Consider the following 20371-nt stretch of genomic DNA (forward strand, 5'->3'; position numbering starts at 1 on the left):
CGTGGTCTTCGCCCCCCAGGGAAAACATACGCTGTCGCACCGCGTTTTTGTGACGATCTTTGTCTGCGCCATGGCGGTTATCGTGGCGTTTACGGTGCTGGGTGCGTTCTTTGTGCAAAACACCTTGGCGGATGCCACGAGTGCCAATCTGGCGCAGGAAACCGAGCTCATTGCTGCCGCTCTCGACGAACAGCAGGAGCCCATCCCGTTCTTGCGTAGCCTCGATCGCGAGGACTTGCGCATCACGCTGATTAATAAGGATGGATCGGTTGCCTACGACAACGAGGCGTCGCCTTCCACACTGCCCAACCATGGCGATCGCCCCGAGGTCATCGAGGCCTTTGAGAGTGGTTTGGGTTCCGCGGAGCGCGCAAGCTCTACGCTCGACGAGATTATGCTGTATCGCGCCGTCGCCCTTGATAACGGCCAGGTTGTCCGCTTGGCGCAGGCCCAGCCTGGCGTTACGGCGATTTTGCTGTCGATGGTGGCGCCGATGCTGCTTATCGCAGCAGCGGGTGCGGTACTCTCGTTTTTTATGGCGCGCCGCGAGTCCCGTGCCATCATCGCGCCGTTGCAAGAGGTGGATTTGGACCACCCACGCCGTAGCTATGAGCACGCCTATGCCGAGATGGTCCCCATGCTTGAGCGTATCGAGTCGCAGCGCCAGGAACTCAAGCGCCAAATGGCGGTGCTGGCGGACAACGACCGTATGCGCCGCGAGTTCACGGCGAATATTACCCATGAGCTCAAGACGCCGCTTACGGCGATTTCGGGCTATGCCGAGCTCATCGCAAACGGCATGGTCGAGGGCGAGGACGACCTGCGCAACTTTGGCGGTCGCATCTATCGTGAGGCGGGCCGCTTGGCAGCGCTTGTCAACGACATCCTTACGCTGTCTAACTTGGACGAGGCCGAGCGTGCAACTGAGGGCGAGGCGGTGCCCATTGGGTCCACGGAGCCTATTGAGCTCTCGCGTGCCATCTACGCGGTTGAGCAGCGTCTTGAACAGGTCGCCCGTCAGGCGAATGTGACGATAAGTCATGAGACCAAGCCTGTGGTCATCGAAGGCGTGTCGCGCTTGATTGACGAGCTCATCTATAATCTGGCGAGCAACGCCATCCGCTACAATCGACCCGGCGGTGCGGTTACGCTGCAGTGCGGCACCAACGACGAAGGCCATCCGTTCCTTGCGGTCGCCGACACGGGAATCGGTATCGCGCCTGAAGAACAGGGCAAGGTATTTGAGCGGTTCTATCGCGTGGACAAGAGTAGGTCCAAGGCGCGCGGCGGAACCGGTCTGGGGCTTGCAATTGTCAAGCATGCGGCCCTGTATCATCACGCCACGCTCGATCTGTCGAGCGAGTTGGGCGTGGGAACCACCATTACGGTGACGTTTCCCATACGGCAGGACGAGCCATTCGCATAGCGATACAACATAGATATTGATGCAGACGCCGCATTTGACTTTCGGGTGCGGCGTTGTTGTGCAATTTTACGATTGCTTCCGACATTTTTACAGGAGAGCCTGTTTCTTATGTATAGAGTTTGGTCTCGGTAAAAAGATGCGATAACATACGGACAGTTTTGTCAATCCGAACTGGGGAAATGAAAGGCAAGCTGCATGACCCTTCTCGAACTGTTCCAGCTGCTGAAGAAGCACCTTCAGCTGGTCATCACCCTTCCGGTGGTCTGCGCGATCGCCATGGGCATCGTGTCCTTCGTTGCGATGGACAACACCTATACCGCGACGACGAGCATGTACATTCTCGCCAAGACCGACGATAGAGGTCAGATGAGCTACAACGATCTCTCGGCGAGTCAGATGCTTTCCAACGATATCGCCACGCTGCTGGATAGCGATAGCGTTAAGAGCGGCGCAGCCAATGAACTGGGCCTCACTGATCTGGATGACTACAAGGTGTCTGTTTCCTCCGAGACCACCACGCGTGTCATTACGCTTTCGGTTACCGGCACCGATGCCAAGGAGACGGCTAAGGTCGCAAAGGCCATGGCCAGCTCGGTGAGTACGGTCGCTCAGAACGTCGGCGCTGCCCAGAGCATCAACGTTATCGACGAGGCTAAGACCCCCGAAGTCCCCAGCGGCCCCAAGCGTATGCTGTACGTTGCTGTCGCGTTCCTCGCGGGCATCTTTATCGCAGTTGCCTATGTCGTTTTGGCAGACATGCTCAACACCCGCATCCGCGGTGCCGAAGAGGCAGAAGAGCTCCTGGGCATTCCCGTTGTTGGCCGAATTCCGGCTATGAAAGGTGGTAAATAGGCATGGCTAAGGCAAAGAACACCGATAAGCTCGTTGTACAGAATGCCGCCAAGACCCTTCTGGCCAACATCCGCTTTGCGAGCGTGGACGACCCCATTCGCACCATCACCGTTACGTCCTCGATTCCCAACGAGGGCAAGTCTACGGTTTCCATCAACCTTGCCCAGGCTATCGCCACCAGCGGCAAGAGCGTCCTGCTGGTCGAGGCTGATATGCGTCGCAGGTCCCTTGCCGATATGCTCGGCGTCCGCTCCCGCGGCGGACTCTATGCAGTCCTTTCCGAGCAGGTTTCTATTGACCAGGCGATTGTCGAGACGGGTCAGAAGAACTTCTACTTCCTCGATGCCGAGCCGCATATTCCCAATCCTGCCGACATCATCGTCTCTCACCGCTTTGCCAAGCTGGTAAAGGCACTGTCCGCCAAGTTCCAGTACGTCATCTTTGATGCTCCCCCGGTCGGCACCTTCATCGATGCTGCCGAGATCGCAAGTCTGACCGACGGTGCGCTTTTTGTCGTGCGTGAGGACTTCACCAAGCGCGAGGAGGCGCTCAACGCCATCGGTCAGCTTAAGAAGTCCGAGAAGGTCAAGCTCATCGGTACCGTTATGAACTACTGCGAGACCGAGACCAGCGAGTACTACTACTCCTACTACACCAAGGACGGTAAGAAGGTGAAGAAGGGCTCCGACGATCAGGGGACTTCCAAAAAGGGCATCTTCACCAACCGAGCAAACGTTTAGTTGATTAAGGCTGACCTATGCGTGACATTCATTGCCATATCTTGCCGGGTGTAGACGACGGCGCCGCCGATCTCGATGAGAGCTTGGCGATGCTCGAGGCTGCCAAGCGGGCCGGTGTAACCAGAATCGTTTGCACTCCTCACTGCCGTGATCCCTATTTTGATTACGACAAGATGTGGGATGCCTTTGAGCTGCTGCGTGATAACGCTGACGGTTTTCCGCTCCAGATGGGCTTCGAGGTCAACCATCGAAAGCTCGTTGAGCTTGGTATCGATGCCGCGGAGCACTTGCATTTCGATGGGACCAACGAGTTTCTGCTCGAGCTTTCGACGCATGCCGATGCGTATGCGTTTAGAGAGTACGAGAACACGATTTACGATTTGCAGTGCCGTGGTTACCAGGTGATTATCGCTCATCCTGAGCGCTATCGTGCGGTTCAAAAGGATGTAAGCGTGGCGGAGCGCCTGGTCGATATGGGCTGCAAGCTGCAAGCTTCGGCGGACTTTATTGCCGGCGGTCGCTTTGGTCGCGAGAAAAAGCCGGCACAGCGCCTGTTCGATCAGAACCTGTACAGCTTCATCGCGAGCGATGCCCATAACGTGGGTCATTACGACTGCCTGGCGAAGGCTCGCGCGAAGTTTAGCGTGCGCGGAGCTCATTTTCGCTAATATCTGTCCCTAACGTTCGCATTGAATGAAAGGGCAGCCATGGATATCCAACTTAAGACGGGATGCTTTGATGACGCGGCGTTGGTGCGCCGCGTCGTTTTTATAGACGAGCAGGGCTACGAGAATGAGTTCGACGCTATCGACGAGGATCAGAGCTGCATTCATGTGACGCTCTATGTAGACGGCGAGCTTGCCGGTTGCTCGCGCGTGTTTCCCGAAGAGCTTGAGCGCGCGGCAGATTCAGAGGCTCCGGTTTCGCCGTCGTGCGATTTGGACGAAGGCGTCGCAGCGGGGGAGACCTATATTATGGGGCGCGTGGCTGTGCTGCCGAGCATGCGCCGTCGCGGTCTGGCGAGTGCGATCGTCGATGCCAGTGCTTTGTGTGCACGCGATGCCGGCGCAAAGCTTATTAAGCTGCATGCGCAGGAATACGTGCTGCCGCTCTATGCAAAGGCGGGCTACACGCAAATTGCCCCGGTAGATTACGAAGACGAGGGCCAACCCCATGTCTGGATGGCCAAGCGCGTAGATGGCAGATAGGGACGTTCCTTTTCTGCCGGCAGTTGGGGACACTCCTTGGCAATTGACGCATTGGAGCGCTCGGACATACAGTTTTTCGATTCCGTATGTATATATGCGCGTTAATGGGTTATAAAATCTAAGTCTGAACATAGCAGGTCTGCGATGCGGCTCGGGCGACCGGGCCGTTTTTGCGGACAGGGGTAGCGCGAAAGGACTGCACATGCGTCAATTTAAGACCGAGAGCAAAAAACTGCTCGACCTCATGATCAACTCCATCTACACCAATAAGGAAATCTTCCTGCGCGAGCTTATCTCTAACGCGAGCGACGCCGTCGACAAGCTCAACTTTAAGAGTCTGCAGGACCCGAGCGTCAAGATCGACCAGGGCGACCTGGCCATTCGCGTTTCCTTTGATAAAGACGCCCGCACCATTACCATCTCGGATAACGGCATTGGCATGACCGCCGAGGAGCTGGAGCGCAATCTGGGCACCATCGCCCATTCCGGCTCCGAGGAGTTTAAGACCGAGAACGCCGAGCAGCAGGGCTCCGATGTCGACATCATCGGTCAGTTTGGCGTGGGCTTCTACTCGGCTTTTATGGTCGCCAGCCATGTGAAGGTCGTCAGCCGCGCCTACGGCGAGGATGTCGCCCATGTGTGGGAATCCGACGGTCTTGAGGGCTACACCATCGAGGACGGCGAGCGCGCCGAGCACGGTACCGATGTCATCCTGACGCTGCGCGAGAACGAGAAGCTCGATGCCGACGGCGAGGCCGAGACCTACGATCGCTTCCTGACCGAGTGGGGCCTCAAGAGCCTGATTCAGCAGTACAGCAACTATGTGCGCTACCCGATTCGGATGATGGTGTCCAAGAGCCGCCAGAAACCCAAGCCCGAGGACGCCGGCGACGATTACAAGCCCGAGTATGAGGACTACCAGGAGCTCGAGACCATCAACTCCATGACGCCGATTTGGAAAAAGCGCAGCTCCGATGTTGAGCAGAAGGACTACGACGAGTTCTACAAGTCTACGTTCCACGACTTTGATAATCCTGCGCGCACCATCAGCTTCCACGCCGAGGGCACGCTCGAGTACGACGCCCTGCTGTTTGTGCCGGGTCGCGCCCCGTTCGATCTGTACAGCAAGGACTACGAGAAGGGTCTGGCGCTCTACAGCTCCAACGTGCTGATTATGGAGAAATGCGACGACCTGCTGCCCGACTACTACAACTTTGTGCGCGGTGTCGTGGATTCCGCCGACGTGTCGCTCAACATCTCGCGTGAGACGCTGCAGCAGAACCGTCAGCTCAAGGCCATCGCCAAGCGTGTGGAAAAGAAGATCACCGCTGACCTTGAGGATATGCGTGACAACGACCGCGAGGCCTACGAGAAGTTCTTTGAGAACTTTGGCCGCGGCCTTAAGTACGGCATCTACTCGAGCTATGGCATGAAGGCCGATGAGCTCGCCGACCTGCTGCTGTTCTGGTCTGCCAAGGAGCAGAAGATGATTACCCTAGCCGAGTATGCCAAGGGCATGCCCGAGGATCAGAAGGCCATCTACTACGCCGCCGGCGACTCGCGTGAGCGCTTGGCCAAGATGCCCGTGGTAAAGGGCGTGCTCGACCGCGGCTATGACGTGCTGCTACTGACGCAGGATGTGGATGAGTTCACCTTCCAGGCCATGCGTGAGTACATTGCCGCCGATATGCCCAAGATTTACGAGGACGACGCTGCCCGCGAGGCTGCCGAGAAGGCTGTGGCCGACGGTGCCGAGCCCGAGGTCGAGGATCGTCATCTGGAGCTCAAGAACGTCGCGACCGGTGATCTTGACCTGGCGACCGAGGACGAAAAGAAGGAGGCCGAGGACGCCACCAAGGAGAACGAGGACCTCTTTAGCGCCATGAAGGAGGCGCTCGGCGACAAGGTCGAGAAGGTCGCCGTCTCTGCGCGCCTGACCGATGCTCCCGCGTGCATCACCACCGAGGGCCCGCTTTCGCTCGAGATGGAGAAGGTGCTCCAGAAGGGTCCCGAGGGAGCGCCCGATGGTATGCCCAAGAGCCAGCGCGTGCTCGAGCTCAACGCCAAGCACCCGGTCTTTGCCAAGCTTGTCGCTGCCCAGAAGGCAGGCGACGCCGACAAGATCAAGCAGTACTCCGGTCTGCTCTACGATCAGGCCCTGCTGGTCGAGGGCATTTTGCCCGAGGACCCCGTTGCCTTCGCGGCAGCTGTCTGCAACTTGATGTAGTTAGGTAGTTACGCGGTTTTACCAAACCGCGTAACGGCTCGACGCTGCCCTCAGTTCCGCCGTTCTAACGAACGGCGGACCAGTCGACGCTGCGCGGGCGCCAGAGCGACAACTTGTCATTCAAAGAGGACGGCATGACCAGAAGGTCTATGCCGTCCTCTTTTCATGCCAATTTGTTCGCTCTGGCGCCCGCTCGCTGGCATTGCTAAAACATCGATGTTACCGTGGTCCAAACTAGTCGTTGGGGGCGTTCTTGTTTGACCAGTCGTTTAAGAACGTCCCCAATGACTATTCGGATTGCTAATTTGTGCGGGTTGTGGTTTTGCGAGCTGCTGGAATTTGAGTTACTGTACATCTGTACGCTAACTCATCTTCGTAGTATATTGCTACCCGCAAAACTCAGCACCATTGTGCCGTGAGGCACTAAAGCGCCTCCGTACAATGGTTGTCGATAGTACGATTCGATTCAACGACAGGATGGATGGTCCAAGCGTGAGTCTCGGCAGCAAACTATCCAATGCAAAGGTCTCCTTTGCGATCTTTAAGCGCGACATCAAGCGATTGCTCGTGAACCCCGTCGCCCTGGTGGTTACTTTGGGCGTGTGCGTCATTCCCTCGCTGTATGCCTGGTACAACATCGTGGCTAACTGGGATCCGTACGGAAACACCCAGGGTATCAAGATTGCCATCGCCAACAACGATCGGGGCACCCAAAACGACTTGGTGGGCGAGCTCAACGCGGGCGACCAGGTCGTCGATCAGCTCAAGGAGAACGATCAGCTGGGCTGGACCTTCGTCGATTCGGCGGCCGACGCCAAGGAGGGCGTCGAGAGCGGTGAGTACTATGCGGCCATCGTAATCCCTAAGAACTTCTCGGATAACCTGGTCTCGATGCTCGACGGCAACTACCATCAGCCCAAGCTTACGTACTACGTCAATGAGAAGAAGAGTGCTATTGCGCCCAAGGTTACCGACACCGGTGCAAGCACCATCGAGGAGCAGATCAACTCGGAATTTGTCTCCACAGTGGGTGAGACCGTTGCCAGCATCGCCAAGGATGCCGGGGTCGATTTAAAGGACAAGGCAACCCAGACTCAGAATTCGTTGGCTGGTTCGGTATCAGAGGCATCCGGTACCTTGGGTGAGGTGCGCGATTCGATTGGCGACATGAATGCCGCCATCGATAAGACGAGTGGTTCCATTGCCTCGGCAGATGCGGCACTTGCCGGTCTGCAGGGTCAGGCGCCGTCGCTGACGCAGGCGATCTCCCAGGGCAATGACCTGCTGGGCGAGGCTCGCGCCACGGCGGGCAACTCTGTCGCCTCGCTCTCCAAGGCGCTCTCGGAAGGCAGCCTTGCGCTCACCAAGACGTCAGCCTCCGCAAACGCTGCGATTGGCAAGCTGACGGGCACGGTCGCATCTACGACTACCCGTATCGACAACTCGCTTGAGTCTCTCCAAGCGACGATCGACCACAATAAGGCCGTTATCGGGCACTTGGAAATTCTCGTCAATGACACGTCGACAGGTTCCAAGGAAATTGACGCGCGCATTGTATCGATCATCGATTTGCTCCGCGAGCAGAATGAAAAGCTTCAGAGCATCAAGGACGGTCTGTCTGCGCAGTCGAGCGCCATGGCGAATGACGCTGCGGCTGTCTCGGGTGCCAGCGACGCTATCAATAATGCAATTCAGACCGGTGCGACCAACCTTGGCCAGGCTCAGACGGACCTGGGTCAAAACGCGCTGCCGAAGGTCTCGAGCGCACTTGATTCGTTTGCCGCCGTCTCGGGTGATCTGACGGGAATCGTGTCTGGCCTCACGCCTACTATTGCAAGTGCGCGCGGTACACTTTCGCAACTCAACGCCACGCTCGGTCAGGCCAAGACCACGCTGTCCCAGACCGATGCCTCGCTTGCCAAGGTCCAGGACAAGCTCGCAACCGCCGCCAACGACATCGCGGCGCTACAGACCTCCGAGTCCATGGGCGAGCTGGCCGGCCTGATGGGCGTCGACGTCGATGATGTTGCAGACTTCATGGCATCTCCGGTCGAGCTGACCTCAAAGTCAATTTACCCGGTCAAGAGCTTTGGTTCGGGCATTGCCCCGTTCTATACCAATCTGGCGCTGTGGGTGGGCGGCTACGTGCTTATCGCCATCTACAAGCTCGAGGTCGACCGCGAAGGCATCGGCAGCTTTACCGCGCGTCAGGGCTACTTTGGCCGCTGGTTGCTCCTGGTGATCCTGGGCGCGTTGCAGGCCATCATCGTTACGGTAGGCGATCTGGTGATCGGCGTGCAGTGCGTCAGCCCGCTGCTGTTCGTGCTGGGCGGCATCGCCATCTCGTTCACCTACGTCAATATCATCTATGCGCTGTCCACCACGTTTAAGCATATCGGCAAGGCTATCGGCGTCATTCTCGTCATCGTGCAGATCCCGGGTTCGTCGGGCATGTACCCCATCGAGATGATGCCCGGCTTCTTCCAGTGGCTGCACCCGCTGCTGCCCTTTACCTACGGCATCAATCTGCTGCGCGAGACGGTCGGCGGCATGTATTCGTTCAACTACCTGTTTAACCTGTGCATTCTGGGCGTGTTCTTGATCGTGGCGCTCTTTATCGGCCTGCAGCTGCGTCCGCTGCTGCTCAACCTTAACCTGCTCTTTGATAAACAGCTCTCCACGACCGGTATGATGATTTGCGAGTCCAACGACCTGCCGCGCCAGCGCTACTCGCTGCGCACGGCCATGCGCGTCATGCTCGATTCCGATTCGTACCGTCGCGAACTGCTCGATCATGCGGTCGCCTTTGAACATCGCTACCCGTACTACATCAAGGGCGGTTTTGCCGCCGTGGTGGGCGTTCAGGTCCTGCTCTTTGTCCTGTCGACGGTTCTCGATATCGACAATAACGGCAAGATCATCCTGCTTGTCATTTGGATCATCTCGGTTATTGCCATCTGCGGCTGGCTTATCAATATCGAATATATCCGAGCGAGCCTCAATACCCAGATGCGCATCTCGGCGCTTTCGGATGAGGACCTGCGTCGCGAGATGCGCGAACACACGGCCGCCATTCCTGCCGCCCGCCACATGTTTGGCCTCAACGCCAGCGAGCGTGGTGCCAAGGGCGGCGATCAGTCCACGGGCCGCTTGCCGCATATCGGCTCGCACCATAAATCTCAGGGCAGCGACAGCACAGCCACAAATGATGGAGATACCACCGCGCTTGGCAAGCACTCCAAAGGAGGTGAGGCATAAATGAAGAACATCCTGCATCTGTTTAAGCGCGATGTCCAAAACGTGTCTCGCTCCGTGATCGGCTTGGTTGTCGTGATGGGCCTCATTATCGTACCGTGTCTGTACGCGTGGTTTAACATCGCCGGCAGCTGGGATCCGTACGGCAACACCGGCAATCTTAAGATCGCCGTGGTCAACACCGATGAGGGTTACGAGAGCGATTTGATCCCCGTCGAGGTTAACGTGGGCGAAAACGTGACCGCCACCCTACGCGGCAACGAGAGCTTCGATTGGGTTGTGCTCAACAATCGCGAAAAGGCTATCGAGGGCGTTAAGTCGGGCGCGTACTATGCTGCCGTCGTTATCCCCAAAACGTTTAGCGCTGACATGATGACGCTTTTCTCGACCGACGTGAAGCATGCCGATATCGAGTTCTACGAGAATCAGAAGGCCAACGCCATTGCGCAGATCGTGACCGAGAAGGGTTCGAGCGCCGTCCAGAGCCAGGTTAACAAAACTTTTACCGAGACCATTACGAGCATCGGTCTTAAGACGGTGTCCAGCCTGCTCGATTACATGAGCACCGACCAGGTCAGCAACTTTATCGCCAACCTGTCCTCGACGCTCGGCGATTCGATTGGGGACCTGCAAGACGTTCAGGCTAATGCTTCGTCGCTGGCGGGCATTTTGAGCTCTACGTCCGATTCGTTGACGTCGGCGAGCGGTATGCTCCAGCAGACGGGCACGGTCGATGAGTCAACGAAGCAGCTGATGGAGCATGTCAAGAGCGGTATTAGCGATTCCAAGGAAGCGCTGAAGGACGCCAACGACGCCATCAATGCCGCGATTGACGGAAGCGCGGGCTCGTTTGACAACGTGTCCGCCGAGCTTGCGAAGGCATTTGATGCCGCGAATCAACATGTCGACCTTACAGTGTCCCAGCTCAACGATGCCGCGGCGGCGCTCAACACGCGTGCCGACGATATCGACGCCACGGCCGACCAGCTCCGCAGCTTTGCCGATCAGGTGACTGACGAAAAACTCCAGGACAGCCTCAAGTCTGTGGCAACATCGCTGAGCAGGATTGCTGTGGAGTATCGCAACAACGCCAAGGACTTGACGGCCACCGCGAAGTCTCTCTCTGACAGCATGGCAGAGGTTAATAAGTCGCGTGCCGAGGTCGATCAGGCAATCGCGGATGCCAAGGCTGGTATCTCGGGCGCCAAGACTGACTACGACTCTACGTTTTCGGCCAAGGCAAAGGAGCTCAAGAAGACCATCTCGGGCGTTTTGGATTCGCTGAACGGTATTTCGAACGATCTGGATAGTGCTGTTGCTGGCCTGACCGACGCATCCGGTTCGCTGGCAAAGGGCCTCTCCAAGGCTGCAAAGCTGGTCAACAAGGCTTCTGATCAGCTGGGCGAGGCGTCGGACAAGATCAGTGCGTTTAAGGACGAGCTCGACGGCGCCTTGATGTCGGATGACCTCGCTACGATCAAGACGATGATCGGCAATGATCCCGAGGGTCTGGCCGTGTCGCTTTCCGGCCCCGTCGCGCTCGATCGCAAGCCGGTCTATCCGATCCGCAACTACGGTTCGGCCATGGCACCGTTCTACACGATTCTGTCGCTCTGGGTGGGCTCGATTGTGCTGGCGGCCATGATGAAGGTCTCGGTTGACGATGAGCTTATCAACGAGCTCATCCCCGTGCGCCTGCACGAGATCTACCTGGGCCGCTACCTGTTCTTTGGCGGTCTGGCCCTGCTGCAGGCAACGCTCGTGTGTGCGGGCGACATCCTGTTCTTTGGCATCCAGTGCGACGACCCGCTGCAGTTTGTGCTGGCGGGCTGGGTCGCGAGTCTCGTGTTCTCCAATATCGTCTACACGCTTACGGTTTCGTTTGGCGATATCGGCAAGGCGCTCGCCGTCGTGCTGCTGGTCATGCAGGTCGGCGGTTCGGGCGGCACGTTCCCCATCGAGATGACCGGCCCCGTGTTCCAGGCGATCTATCCGTTCCTGCCGTTCACCCACGGCATCAACGCCATGCATGCCGCCATGGCCGGTGCGTACCACATGGAGTACTGGATTGAGCTAGGCATTCTGGCGAGCTATCTGATTCCGTCGCTGGCACTGGGCGTCGTCTTCCGCCGCCCGGTCATCAAAGCCAACGACTGGATCATCGAAAAACTGGAGTCAACCAAATTGATTTAGTTCAGCAACGTAAACGCCGTCGGAACATCGAGATCTTCCAACCCGATGCTTTAGCGTAGTGAATTGCACGGGCTGCTTGGTTGTTGCTACAGTAGCGGGGCGTGCCGGGGGTCCGGTGCGCCCTGCTTTTATTTGACCATGAGGCGGCACGCAGCCATGCGCGTGCGGACACCACGCCCAGATTGAGCGCGAGGATGCCCTATGGCCCAGCATGCCACTGACAATATCGAAATGATGCCCGATAGCCCTGTTGCTCGCGAGGACCTGGGCGCGGGCGGCACCTCCCGCGGCGCCGGCGCTCGCTCGCCGCTGTTCTGGAAAGTCCTGCTGCTTTCGGTGGCAGTCGTCTGGGGCTACTCCTTTACGACCATGAAGGACGCGCTCGACACCATTCCGGTGTTCGAACTGCTCTACGTGCGCTTTCTGCCTGCGGCGTTGGTCATGTTTTTCATCTTCCACAAGCGCATCATCGCGCACCTCAACGCCCGCAACCTTATCGTCGGACTTGGCATGGGCGCACTTATGTGGGCCGCCTACGCCCTGCAGACAGTCGGTCTGGCGCACACCACGGCGGGCAAGAATGCTTTTTTGACGGGCACGTATTGCATCGTTGTGCCGTTCGCGAGCTATTTTCTGAGCGGCGAAAAACTCACCCGCTATAACCTGGGCGCGGCGCTGCTGTGCTTGGCGGGCATTGGCTTGGTGGCGCTCGATAGCGTTGAATTCAACATCGGTGATGTCATTACGCTGGCGGGTGCGGTCTTTTTCGCCATCCAGATGGCGGTGACTGCCAAGTACGGTCGCAAAATGGACATCAACGTCATCACGTTTTGGATGTTTGTGGGCAACGGCGTGCTGAGCCTGGCAACGTCGCTGCTATTCGAGACCCAAGCGCCTCTGTCCGTGTGGACGCCGAGCTTTATCAGCGCGATGGCGTTTCTCTCGGTTGGTTGCACATGCGCGGCTCTGCTCATCCAAAACGTCGGCTTGGCGCATGTCTCGGCCTCGACGGGCTCACTGCTCCTTTCGATGGAGTCGCCTTCGGGCGTGCTGTTCTCGGTGCTGCTGATGGGGGAGGCGCTCACCTCGCGCCTGCTCGCCGGCTTCGCGCTCATCTTTCTTTCGATTATCTTGAGCGAGACGCATTTCGATTTCTTGCGCCGAAAATCACACCCGCAATTGTAAACAACTTGTTGCGCCGCCCTCCCAGGGCGGCATTTTTATGTCATGCCCTTAAAGTAGTACCTTGCACTTTACGCTATCAAAGTGCTTGCTGCAAAAACGTTACTGGAGGGCATCTATGGCACCAGCACTGTCCGATCTTCAACCGCAATCAGCGCCCAAGGCCACCGCGGCGGCGCAGACCGCTATCGGTGACGGTCTTGTTGCAGAAGCTCAGGCTTTTGCAGACGAGCTCGCTGCGTGGCGACACGATCTACACCAGATGCCCGAGCTGGGTAACAATCTTCCGCAGACGTCTGCCTATATCCAGGCACGTCTGGACGAGATGGACATCCCCCATACCACGCTAGTCGACGGTTCCTGCGTCGTTGGCCTGATCGGTGCCGGTGCGGCAGCTGCTGCTCGGGGTAACGGTACGTGCACGGACAAGCAGGCCGGTACGGTCATCATGCTCCGCGGCGACATGGATGCCCTGCCCGTTGCCGAGGAATCCGGCGAGCCCTTTGCATCCACCAATGGCTGCATGCATGCTTGCGGTCACGATATGCACGCGACGGCGCTGCTTGGTGCGGCTCGTATGCTCAAGGCCCGCGAGTCCGAGCTTCTCGACGCCAACGCCACGGTTAAGTTGCTGTTCCAGCCGGGCGAGGAAACCTTTGAGGGTGCCCGTGCCGCCATCGTCGACGGTCTGCTGCAGAACCCACGCCCTCAGGCGGCTTTTGCCATGCATGTTAACAGCCAATCGCCGCTCGGCCTGGTGCTCTATGGGAGTCCGGCGCTTTCGGGCGTGTACGGTTTCCGCATCACGCTGCAGGGCAAGGGCGGCCATGGCTCGAGCCCCGAGATCTGCATCGACCCCATCACGGCCGGCGTCCATGTGCACCTGGCGCTTCAGGAGCTTATCGCTCGCGAAGTGCCGGCGGCCAAGGAGGTCGCACTGACCGTGGGTAAGTTTGCCGGTGGTCAAGCGGCCAACGTCATCCCAGATACCTGCGTGCTCGAAGGCACGCTGCGCGGCTTTGACGTTGAGCTCATGGAGCACCTCAAGGAGCGTATCGCCGAGGTCGTCAACGGCGTGGCCGCAACGTATCGCACGTCGGCCACCATCGAGACGCTCTCGGATGTTCCCCCGCTCGTGCTCGATGACGACGTGACCCAGGCTTCGCTTGGCTACGTGGGTGCGACGCTGCCCAAGGCCGCCTTCTTGCCGCTGTTCCATGCCATGGCGAGCGAGGACTTTGCGCTTATCTCGAGTGAGATACCGAGCGCATACTTTACGATCGGCGCGGCTGTGACCGATACGGACGAACACTTTGCCCAGCATCATCCCAAGGCGCGCTTTAGCGATGCCGAGCTGCCACTTGGTGCCGCGGCTTACACGGCGGTCGCTTTGGGCTATATCGCCGACCACCGGTAGTACCCAACCTTGCCTTTCAGGCCTGCGGGCATGGCCATAAGGCCTATGCCCTTGTCTTTCAAGGCAATCTTGGGCACTACCGGCGCCTGGCTTTGTCATCATGGCCACGTGTTACACGATTTTCGTTAACTGCATGAGCCTGTTTCAGCCGCTCGTCGTCAGCGACCTGGGCATCACGCTTGCGCAGTACAACATCTCCAACGCCATCTCCACCGTGGTGAGCGTTATCGGCTCACTTGTGATCGGTCATGTTGCCGATAAAGTAAGCGGTCGCGTTTTGGGCTCCCTCACTGTAATCGCCACCTCTGCCGTTCTTGCCGGCATGAGCTTTGTCGGTGAGCTATGGCAGGTCTACGTGCTCTTTTCTGTTCGCTCCGTTCTGTCTGTGGCTGCCCTGGAAGCCGAATGGATGCTCGTACCATCATTCGGTTTCCAAGGCGGCCACGGGCCTACGAAATGATCCGTTTTCCTCCGTCCCCAGCAGATCATGTGACCCGAAGGGGACGGAGGAAAAGGGATCACAAATAGCGGCGGCGCATCTGGCCGAACGAGTCCCCATACCCTCGTTCGGTCAGACGCGCCGCCGCGTTGCTGCTTTGTGCCGTATAATGTCCACTACCTATGACGCGATACAAAAGAAAGGTGTTTGCCCATGCAGGCACAGAAGGCGGAGGGAACCCGCGACCTTATCGGCGCCGAGATGCGCGCCTGGCAAAAGATGCAGCAGATTGCGGCCAGCGTATTCGAGCCGTTTGGCTTTAAGCCCATCGAGACGCCCGCGATCGAGCAGGTGGACGTCTTTGTCCACGGCATCGGCCAGTCGACCGACGTCGTGCGCAAGGAGATGTTCCGCGTGTTTAGCGGCGCCAACCTGGAGCGCGTCTTTACCGAAGGCACCGATACCAAGCTCAAGCCTAAGCAGCGTCTGGCCCTTCGTCCCGAGGGCACGGCCGGTGTGGTGCGCGCCGTCGTGGAGAACAACCTGGTGCCCCAGGGCTCCACGCCGTTTAAGGCTTACTACGCCGAGGCCATGTTCCGCGGCGAGCGTCCCCAGAAGGGCCGCCTGCGCCAGTTCCATCAGGTGGGCATCGAGTGGCTCGGCGCTCCCGATCCGGCGGCAGACGCCGAGTGCATCATCATGCTCATGGAGTTCTACAAGCGTCTGGGCTTCGATCTTTCCAAGCTCCGTCTGCTCATTAACTCGATGGGCGATCCCCAGTGCCGTCCGGCCTATCGCGAGCAGGTTAAGCAGTTCATTCTCGACCACGCCGACGAGATGTGCGACGAGTGCCGCGAGCGCGCCGAGCTTAACCCGCTGCGCGCCTTCGACTGCAAGAACGACCATTGCCGCGAGATCATGGCCGAGGCTCCGCTGATGGGTGACAACCTGTGCGACGAGTGCCGCGAACACTACGAGCAGGTCAAGCGCTATCTGGATGCCGCCGGTATCGAGTATGTCGAGGATCCCACCTTGGTGCGCGGCCTGGACTACTACACCCGTACCGTCTTTGAGGTCGAGGCCCCTGGCGCCGGCGTCGGCTCCATCGGCGGCGGCGGCCGCTACGACGGCCTGGTCGAGCTCGAGGGCGGCAAGCCTACGGCCGGCGTCGGCTTCGCCGTCGGTTTTGAGCGCGCCCTGCTGGCCCTACAGGCCTTTGGCGGCGACCTGGGTGCCGATGAGGCCCCGTGCGTCTACGTCGCCAACGCCGGCAAGGAGTTGCGCCAGAACGTCTTCGCCATTACGCAGGAGCTTCGCGCTGCAGGTATCGTGACCGAGGCCGACTACCAGGGCCGTTCGCTCAAGGCTCAGTTTAAGCAGGCCGACAAGGTGGGCGCCAAGCTCATCCTGGTCTTGGGTGGCGACGAGCTTGCCGCCGGCAAGGTCAAGGTGCGCGACATGCAAAGCCATGACGAGGTTCTCGTCGATCTGGCCAATGTGGTCGAGGCGGTTCGCGAGCGCCTGTAGCGCATCTTTTTGAGCTGCGGGCCTGCTAACGTGCCCTGCTCATGGAGAGCGATTGTTACGGGGGTGTTTCGCTTTTATGCGGAATGCCCCCGTTTACGTATGCCGCCCACCGAGAAATACGACCATTTGGGGCAAAAACCCTTGCAATGCAGAAAATACTTTTGTGTGGTAAAGCGCAATCAGTGTCGAAAGTATTTCTCAAGCGCCTATAATGAATACCGCATGTTACGTGCATAGAAAGAGGAATGGGAGGAAACGTGGCTGAGAACCTAAGCAACCAGTCTGTACCCGAAGCCGCGGCGCGCGTCGCTGCCGTGGTCAACCGCCTCGTTAACCGAATCGGCTCGAATGCCGAGTCCAGGGAGCGTCTCGCCGAGATCGAGATCCCCGAGGAGCTGCGCGATAATCTGGCGCTGTTCCTGCGCCTGGAGCGTCGTGTGCTTAGCGAGTATGATCCTGAGATCGCGGACCTGTTCGACAAGATCCTGTTGGCCGAGATTGTGGCCAATGCCGGCAACCCCGGTACCCGCGCTGCCGACGAAGTCGTCGACGAGCAGGGCGTGCCCACCGCCGACGAGCCCACTGCCGTGGCATTTCGTGAGGTCGTCGATCTGATCGACAGCCTGCCGCTCGATAAGCAGCAGGTCATTGTCCGCGCCTTTACGAGCTTCTTCCATTTGGCAAACCTGTCGGAGGAGAACTACCGTGTGGCGCAGCTGCGCGAGCGCGAGGCCGGTGCGTCGACCGATACCGAGGTCGATCCCGCCAACGAGCTCACCGTCGCCTATCACCAGCTGGTGAATGAGCTGGGCGTCGAGGGCGCCAACGAGCTGCTCGGCAAGCTTGAGTTCCATCCCGTCTTTACCGCGCATCCCACCGAGGCCCGTCGCAAGGCCGTCGAGGGCAAGATTCGCCGTATCTCCAACCTGCTGGAGGAGCGTCCGCGTCTGGGCGGCTCCGACCTGGTGGAGAACGAGCGCCATATGCTGCAAGAGATCGACGCCCTGGTACGCACGAGCCCCATCGCGTTAAAGAAGCCCACGCCGGTCGAGGAAGCCGATACCATCATCGACATCTTCGATAACACGCTGTTCGACGTTATCCCCGTCATCTACCGTCGTTTTGACGACTGGGTGCTGGGCGACAAGGCCGGCACCGTGCCGCCGCTGTGCCCGGCGTTCTTCCACCCCGGCAGCTGGATCGGTTCCGACCGTGACGGCAACCCCAACGTTACCGCCAAGGTGAGCCGCGAGGTCGCCGCCAAGTACTTCACCCACATGGTGCTCAAACTCGAGGACAAATGCCGCCGCATCGGCCGTAACCTCACGCTCGAGGCCACCTACAGCAAGCCTTCTGCCGAGCTCATTAACCTGTGGAACCATCAGGTCGAGATGAGCCCTCGGTACACGGCCCGCGCCGAGCTGATCTCCGAGCACGAGCCGCATCGCGCCGTCATGCTCGTCATGGCCGACCGTCTGAACGCCACCGTGCGTCGCATCACCGACACCATGTACCACAGCGCCGATGAGTTCCTGGACGACCTGCGCGTCGTCCAGCGTTCGCTGGCCGCCTGCGGTGCCGTCCGTGCTGCCTACGGCCCGGTCCAGACCATCATCTGGCAGGTCGAGTCCTTCGGCTTCCATATGGTCGAGATGGAGTTCCGTCAGCATTCCGTGGTGCATGCCCGCGCCCTCAAGGATATCCACGAGAACGGTATCCATGGCGACCTGCAGCCCATGACGCGCGAAGTCATCGATACCTTCCGTGCTATCGGCTCCATCCAAAAGCGCTACGGCAAGAAGATGGCGCACCGCTACATCATCTCGTTTACCAAGAGCGCCCAGCATGTGGCTGACGTCTTCGAGCTGGCCCACCTGTCCTTCGCACACGAGGAAGATGTCCCCGAGCTCGACGTGATCCCGCTATTCGAGCAGCTCGAGGACCTCGAGGGCTGCGTCGACGTGCTCGACCAGATGCTTACGCTGCCCGTGGTACAGAAGCGTCTTGCCCAGACCAACCGCCGCATGGAGGTTATGCTGGGCTATTCCGACTCCTCCAAGGACGCCGGTCCTACCACGGCCATGCTCGCGCTGCATTCCGCGCAGGAGCGCATCGCCAAGTGGGCCGAGAAGAACGATATCGACCTGGTGCTCATGCACGGTCGCGGCGGTGCCGTTGGCCGTGGCGGCGGCCCGGCCAACAAGGCCGTGCTGGCGCAGCCCAAGGGTTCGGTCAACTGCTTCTTTAAGCTCACCGAGCAGGGCGAGGTCATTTTTGCCCGTTACGGCAACCGCACGCTGGCTCAGCGCCATGTTGAGTCCGTTGCCGCCGCAACGCTTTTGCAGTCGGCCCCGAGTGTCGAGAAGACTAACACCGAGACCACGCAGAAGTTCTGGGATATGGCAGAGAAGCTCAACACAGTAAGCCATGAGCGCTATCTGGACCTGCTGAACACCGAGGACTTTACACCGTGGTTCTCGACCGTGACGCCGCTGACCGAGGTCGGTCTGCTGCCGATTGGCTCGCGTCCCGCCAAGCGCGGCCTGGGCGCCAAGTCGCTCGACGACCTGCGTACCATTCCGTGGATCTTCAGCTGGAGCCAGGCGCGCATCAATCTGGCCGCTTGGTACGGCCTGGGCACCGCCTGTGAGCAGCTGGGCGATCTTGACCAGCTCAAGGCTGCCTACCAGGAGTGGCCGTTCTTCCGCACCTTTATCGACAACATCGAGATGTCGATCGCCAAGACCGACCAGCGCATCGCCAAGATGTATCTGCACCTGGGCGATCGCCAGGATTTGTCCGAGAAGGTCTTTACCGAGATGCAGCTCACCCGTAAGTGGGTCCTTGCCATCGTCGGTGACGAGTGGCCGCTGCAGCGCCGCCGCGTGCTCGGTTGCGCTGTCCGCGTGCGCAACCCCTACGTCGACGCCCTGTCCATCGCCCAGGTCCGCGCCCTTCGCGAGGTGCGTATGAACCAGGACGAGATGGCCGAGGAGAAGAAGGCCGAGTACATGAGCCTGATTCTTTCGACTGTGACCGGCGTCTCGGCAGGACTGCAGAACACGGGGTAATCGATAGCCCTGTAGTCGTCCGGGCCCGCCATCAGTTTACTTTTAGGCACGTCCTCGGACATGCAAGAAGCCCTCGCTGCGCACTTCGTGCGGCGAGGGCTTCTTGCGTCCTGCGGAGTGTGCCTAAAAGTAAACTGATGGCGGGCCCTGCGATGTCCGGTCTTCGGCGGATTACTGGCTGGGGGAATTAATGGCGCGCTTCGCGCGTTTGGAAGGGGCTTCGTGCTGCGGAGTGCATTCAGAGGGAAACCCATCGGGTCCTTTCGTCCTCGGTTTACGGCGGATCAGCCGCTGGGTGAGGGTGGTGCTTGGGGTGACGTGCAAAATACGGAGTTTTCAGCAGCCAAAGATTGGTGCATAAGGCTATGGGTGACGTTTGCGGCCCCTGTTGATGCTTTTGCACGACGATTGGGCTTTGGCGATGTTCATATATGGCTGGTTTCTCGTCGCATGCTATCCAGATGGGACGAGTCATGAGGACTATCTACCTTTTGAAAGACTTTTGACACCAGAATCTTATCCCGCGATGCTGAATACTCGCAAAAATGCACGCTCCGGAGGGTACCACCCTGTTACGACTAGAAATCCATGCGCCATTATATGCAATTAATTAACGCATTTATGCAAAATGGCTTACGTGCGAACGTCTCGGGGTAGAAGTTTGCCTCGGCGCTGCGTAAATCATCCTGTCTATAGTGTCTTTGACAGGCGGCCGCGGTTCCCTTTGGGATCGCGGCCGTTTTGTTGTGGGTCAAATATGAACGTTGTGTTAATGAGTCGGTGGACGGTGGTGTTTTTCGGTGAGCGGCGTATCCTTCCAACGGTTTATCTAGT

General features: G+C 58.9%; 13 protein-coding genes. All 13 read left to right on the forward strand.

Annotation, left to right across the window (positions count from 1 at the left end):
• Position 1: 1 nt before the first annotated feature.
• The 13 genes from I2G40_RS00560 to I2G40_RS00620 all read left to right on the forward strand — a co-directional run bounded on the left by I2G40_RS00560 (position 2) and on the right by I2G40_RS00620 (position 19537).
• Entirely contained in the window at positions 2 to 1426 is a 1425-nt protein-coding gene (locus I2G40_RS00560; RefSeq protein WP_324252542.1) for a sensor histidine kinase, read from the forward strand.
• Positions 1427 to 1621: 195 nt separating this feature from the next.
• Positions 1622 to 2278 (forward strand): YveK family protein, encoded by a 657-nt coding sequence (locus I2G40_RS00565; RefSeq protein ID WP_195543826.1) that lies wholly within the window; start codon positions 1622 to 1624, stop codon positions 2276 to 2278.
• A 2-nt stretch (positions 2279 to 2280) separates the two neighbouring features.
• Positions 2281 to 3018, forward strand: a complete 738-nt coding sequence (locus tag I2G40_RS00570; RefSeq protein WP_035136836.1) for a CpsD/CapB family tyrosine-protein kinase — start codon at positions 2281 to 2283, stop codon at positions 3016 to 3018.
• Positions 3019 to 3035: 17 nt separating this feature from the next.
• A complete protein-coding gene (locus I2G40_RS00575) occupies positions 3036 to 3686 on the forward strand; it encodes a tyrosine-protein phosphatase (RefSeq protein ID WP_022094060.1) in 651 nt (216 codons plus the stop codon).
• Positions 3687 to 3725: 39 nt separating this feature from the next.
• Positions 3726 to 4226: a GNAT family N-acetyltransferase gene (locus I2G40_RS00580; RefSeq protein WP_117745656.1), complete on the forward strand. Its 501-nt coding sequence runs from the start codon at positions 3726 to 3728 to the stop codon at positions 4224 to 4226.
• Between the two features lie 202 nt (positions 4227 to 4428).
• The gene (htpG, locus tag I2G40_RS00585) at positions 4429 to 6453 is read left to right on the forward strand and encodes a molecular chaperone HtpG (protein WP_195543827.1); all 2025 of its coding nucleotides are present in this window, start codon (positions 4429 to 4431) and stop codon (positions 6451 to 6453) included.
• 492 nt (positions 6454 to 6945) lie between these two features.
• Positions 6946 to 9711 (forward strand): YhgE/Pip domain-containing protein, encoded by a 2766-nt coding sequence (locus tag I2G40_RS00590; RefSeq protein ID WP_324252543.1) that lies wholly within the window; start codon positions 6946 to 6948, stop codon positions 9709 to 9711.
• Entirely contained in the window at positions 9712 to 11901 is a 2190-nt protein-coding gene (locus I2G40_RS00595) for a YhgE/Pip domain-containing protein (protein ID WP_195543829.1), read from the forward strand.
• A 201-nt stretch (positions 11902 to 12102) separates the two neighbouring features.
• Positions 12103 to 13086 carry a DMT family transporter gene (locus I2G40_RS00600; protein ID WP_117770437.1) on the forward strand — a complete coding sequence of 328 codons (984 nt, stop codon included), beginning with the start codon at positions 12103 to 12105 and terminating at the stop codon, positions 13084 to 13086.
• A gap of 115 nt (positions 13087 to 13201) precedes the next feature.
• Positions 13202 to 14500 (forward strand): M20 family metallopeptidase, encoded by a 1299-nt coding sequence (locus I2G40_RS00605; protein WP_195543830.1) that lies wholly within the window; start codon positions 13202 to 13204, stop codon positions 14498 to 14500.
• Positions 14501 to 14633: 133 nt separating this feature from the next.
• The gene (locus I2G40_RS00610; RefSeq protein WP_195543831.1) at positions 14634 to 14960 is read left to right on the forward strand and encodes a hypothetical protein; all 327 of its coding nucleotides are present in this window, start codon (positions 14634 to 14636) and stop codon (positions 14958 to 14960) included.
• 192 nt (positions 14961 to 15152) lie between these two features.
• Positions 15153 to 16466 (forward strand): histidine--tRNA ligase, encoded by a 1314-nt coding sequence (gene hisS / locus I2G40_RS00615; protein ID WP_195543832.1) that lies wholly within the window; start codon positions 15153 to 15155, stop codon positions 16464 to 16466.
• Positions 16467 to 16723: 257 nt separating this feature from the next.
• Complete coding sequence (locus tag I2G40_RS00620) at positions 16724 to 19537, forward strand: phosphoenolpyruvate carboxylase (RefSeq protein WP_411266837.1); 2814 nt, start codon at positions 16724 to 16726, stop codon at positions 19535 to 19537.
• The last annotated feature ends 834 nt before the right edge of the window (positions 19538 to 20371 follow it).

It is taken from the genome of Collinsella aerofaciens (assembly GCF_015558785.1).
Classification (GTDB): domain Bacteria; phylum Actinomycetota; class Coriobacteriia; order Coriobacteriales; family Coriobacteriaceae; genus Collinsella; species Collinsella aerofaciens_P.

Bases quoted from the DNA above. Each gene is read 5' to 3' on its own strand.
- I2G40_RS00610 (WP_195543831.1), top strand. From the start codon at position 14,634: ATGAGCCTGTTTCAGCCGCTCGTCGTCAGCGACCTGGGCATCACGCTT.
- I2G40_RS00570 (WP_035136836.1), top strand. From the start codon at position 2,281: ATGGCTAAGGCAAAGAACACCGATAAGCTCGTTGTACAGAATGCCGCC.
- I2G40_RS00580 (WP_117745656.1), top strand. From the start codon at position 3,726: ATGGATATCCAACTTAAGACGGGATGCTTTGATGACGCGGCGTTGGTG.
- I2G40_RS00565 (WP_195543826.1), top strand. From the start codon at position 1,622: ATGACCCTTCTCGAACTGTTCCAGCTGCTGAAGAAGCACCTTCAGCTG.
- I2G40_RS00575 (WP_022094060.1), top strand. From the start codon at position 3,036: ATGCGTGACATTCATTGCCATATCTTGCCGGGTGTAGACGACGGCGCC.
- hisS (WP_195543832.1), top strand. From the start codon at position 15,153: ATGCAGGCACAGAAGGCGGAGGGAACCCGCGACCTTATCGGCGCCGAG.
- htpG (WP_195543827.1), top strand. From the start codon at position 4,429: ATGCGTCAATTTAAGACCGAGAGCAAAAAACTGCTCGACCTCATGATC.
- I2G40_RS00605 (WP_195543830.1), top strand. From the start codon at position 13,202: ATGGCACCAGCACTGTCCGATCTTCAACCGCAATCAGCGCCCAAGGCC.
- I2G40_RS00595 (WP_195543829.1), top strand. From the start codon at position 9,712: ATGAAGAACATCCTGCATCTGTTTAAGCGCGATGTCCAAAACGTGTCT.
- I2G40_RS00600 (WP_117770437.1), top strand. From the start codon at position 12,103: ATGGCCCAGCATGCCACTGACAATATCGAAATGATGCCCGATAGCCCT.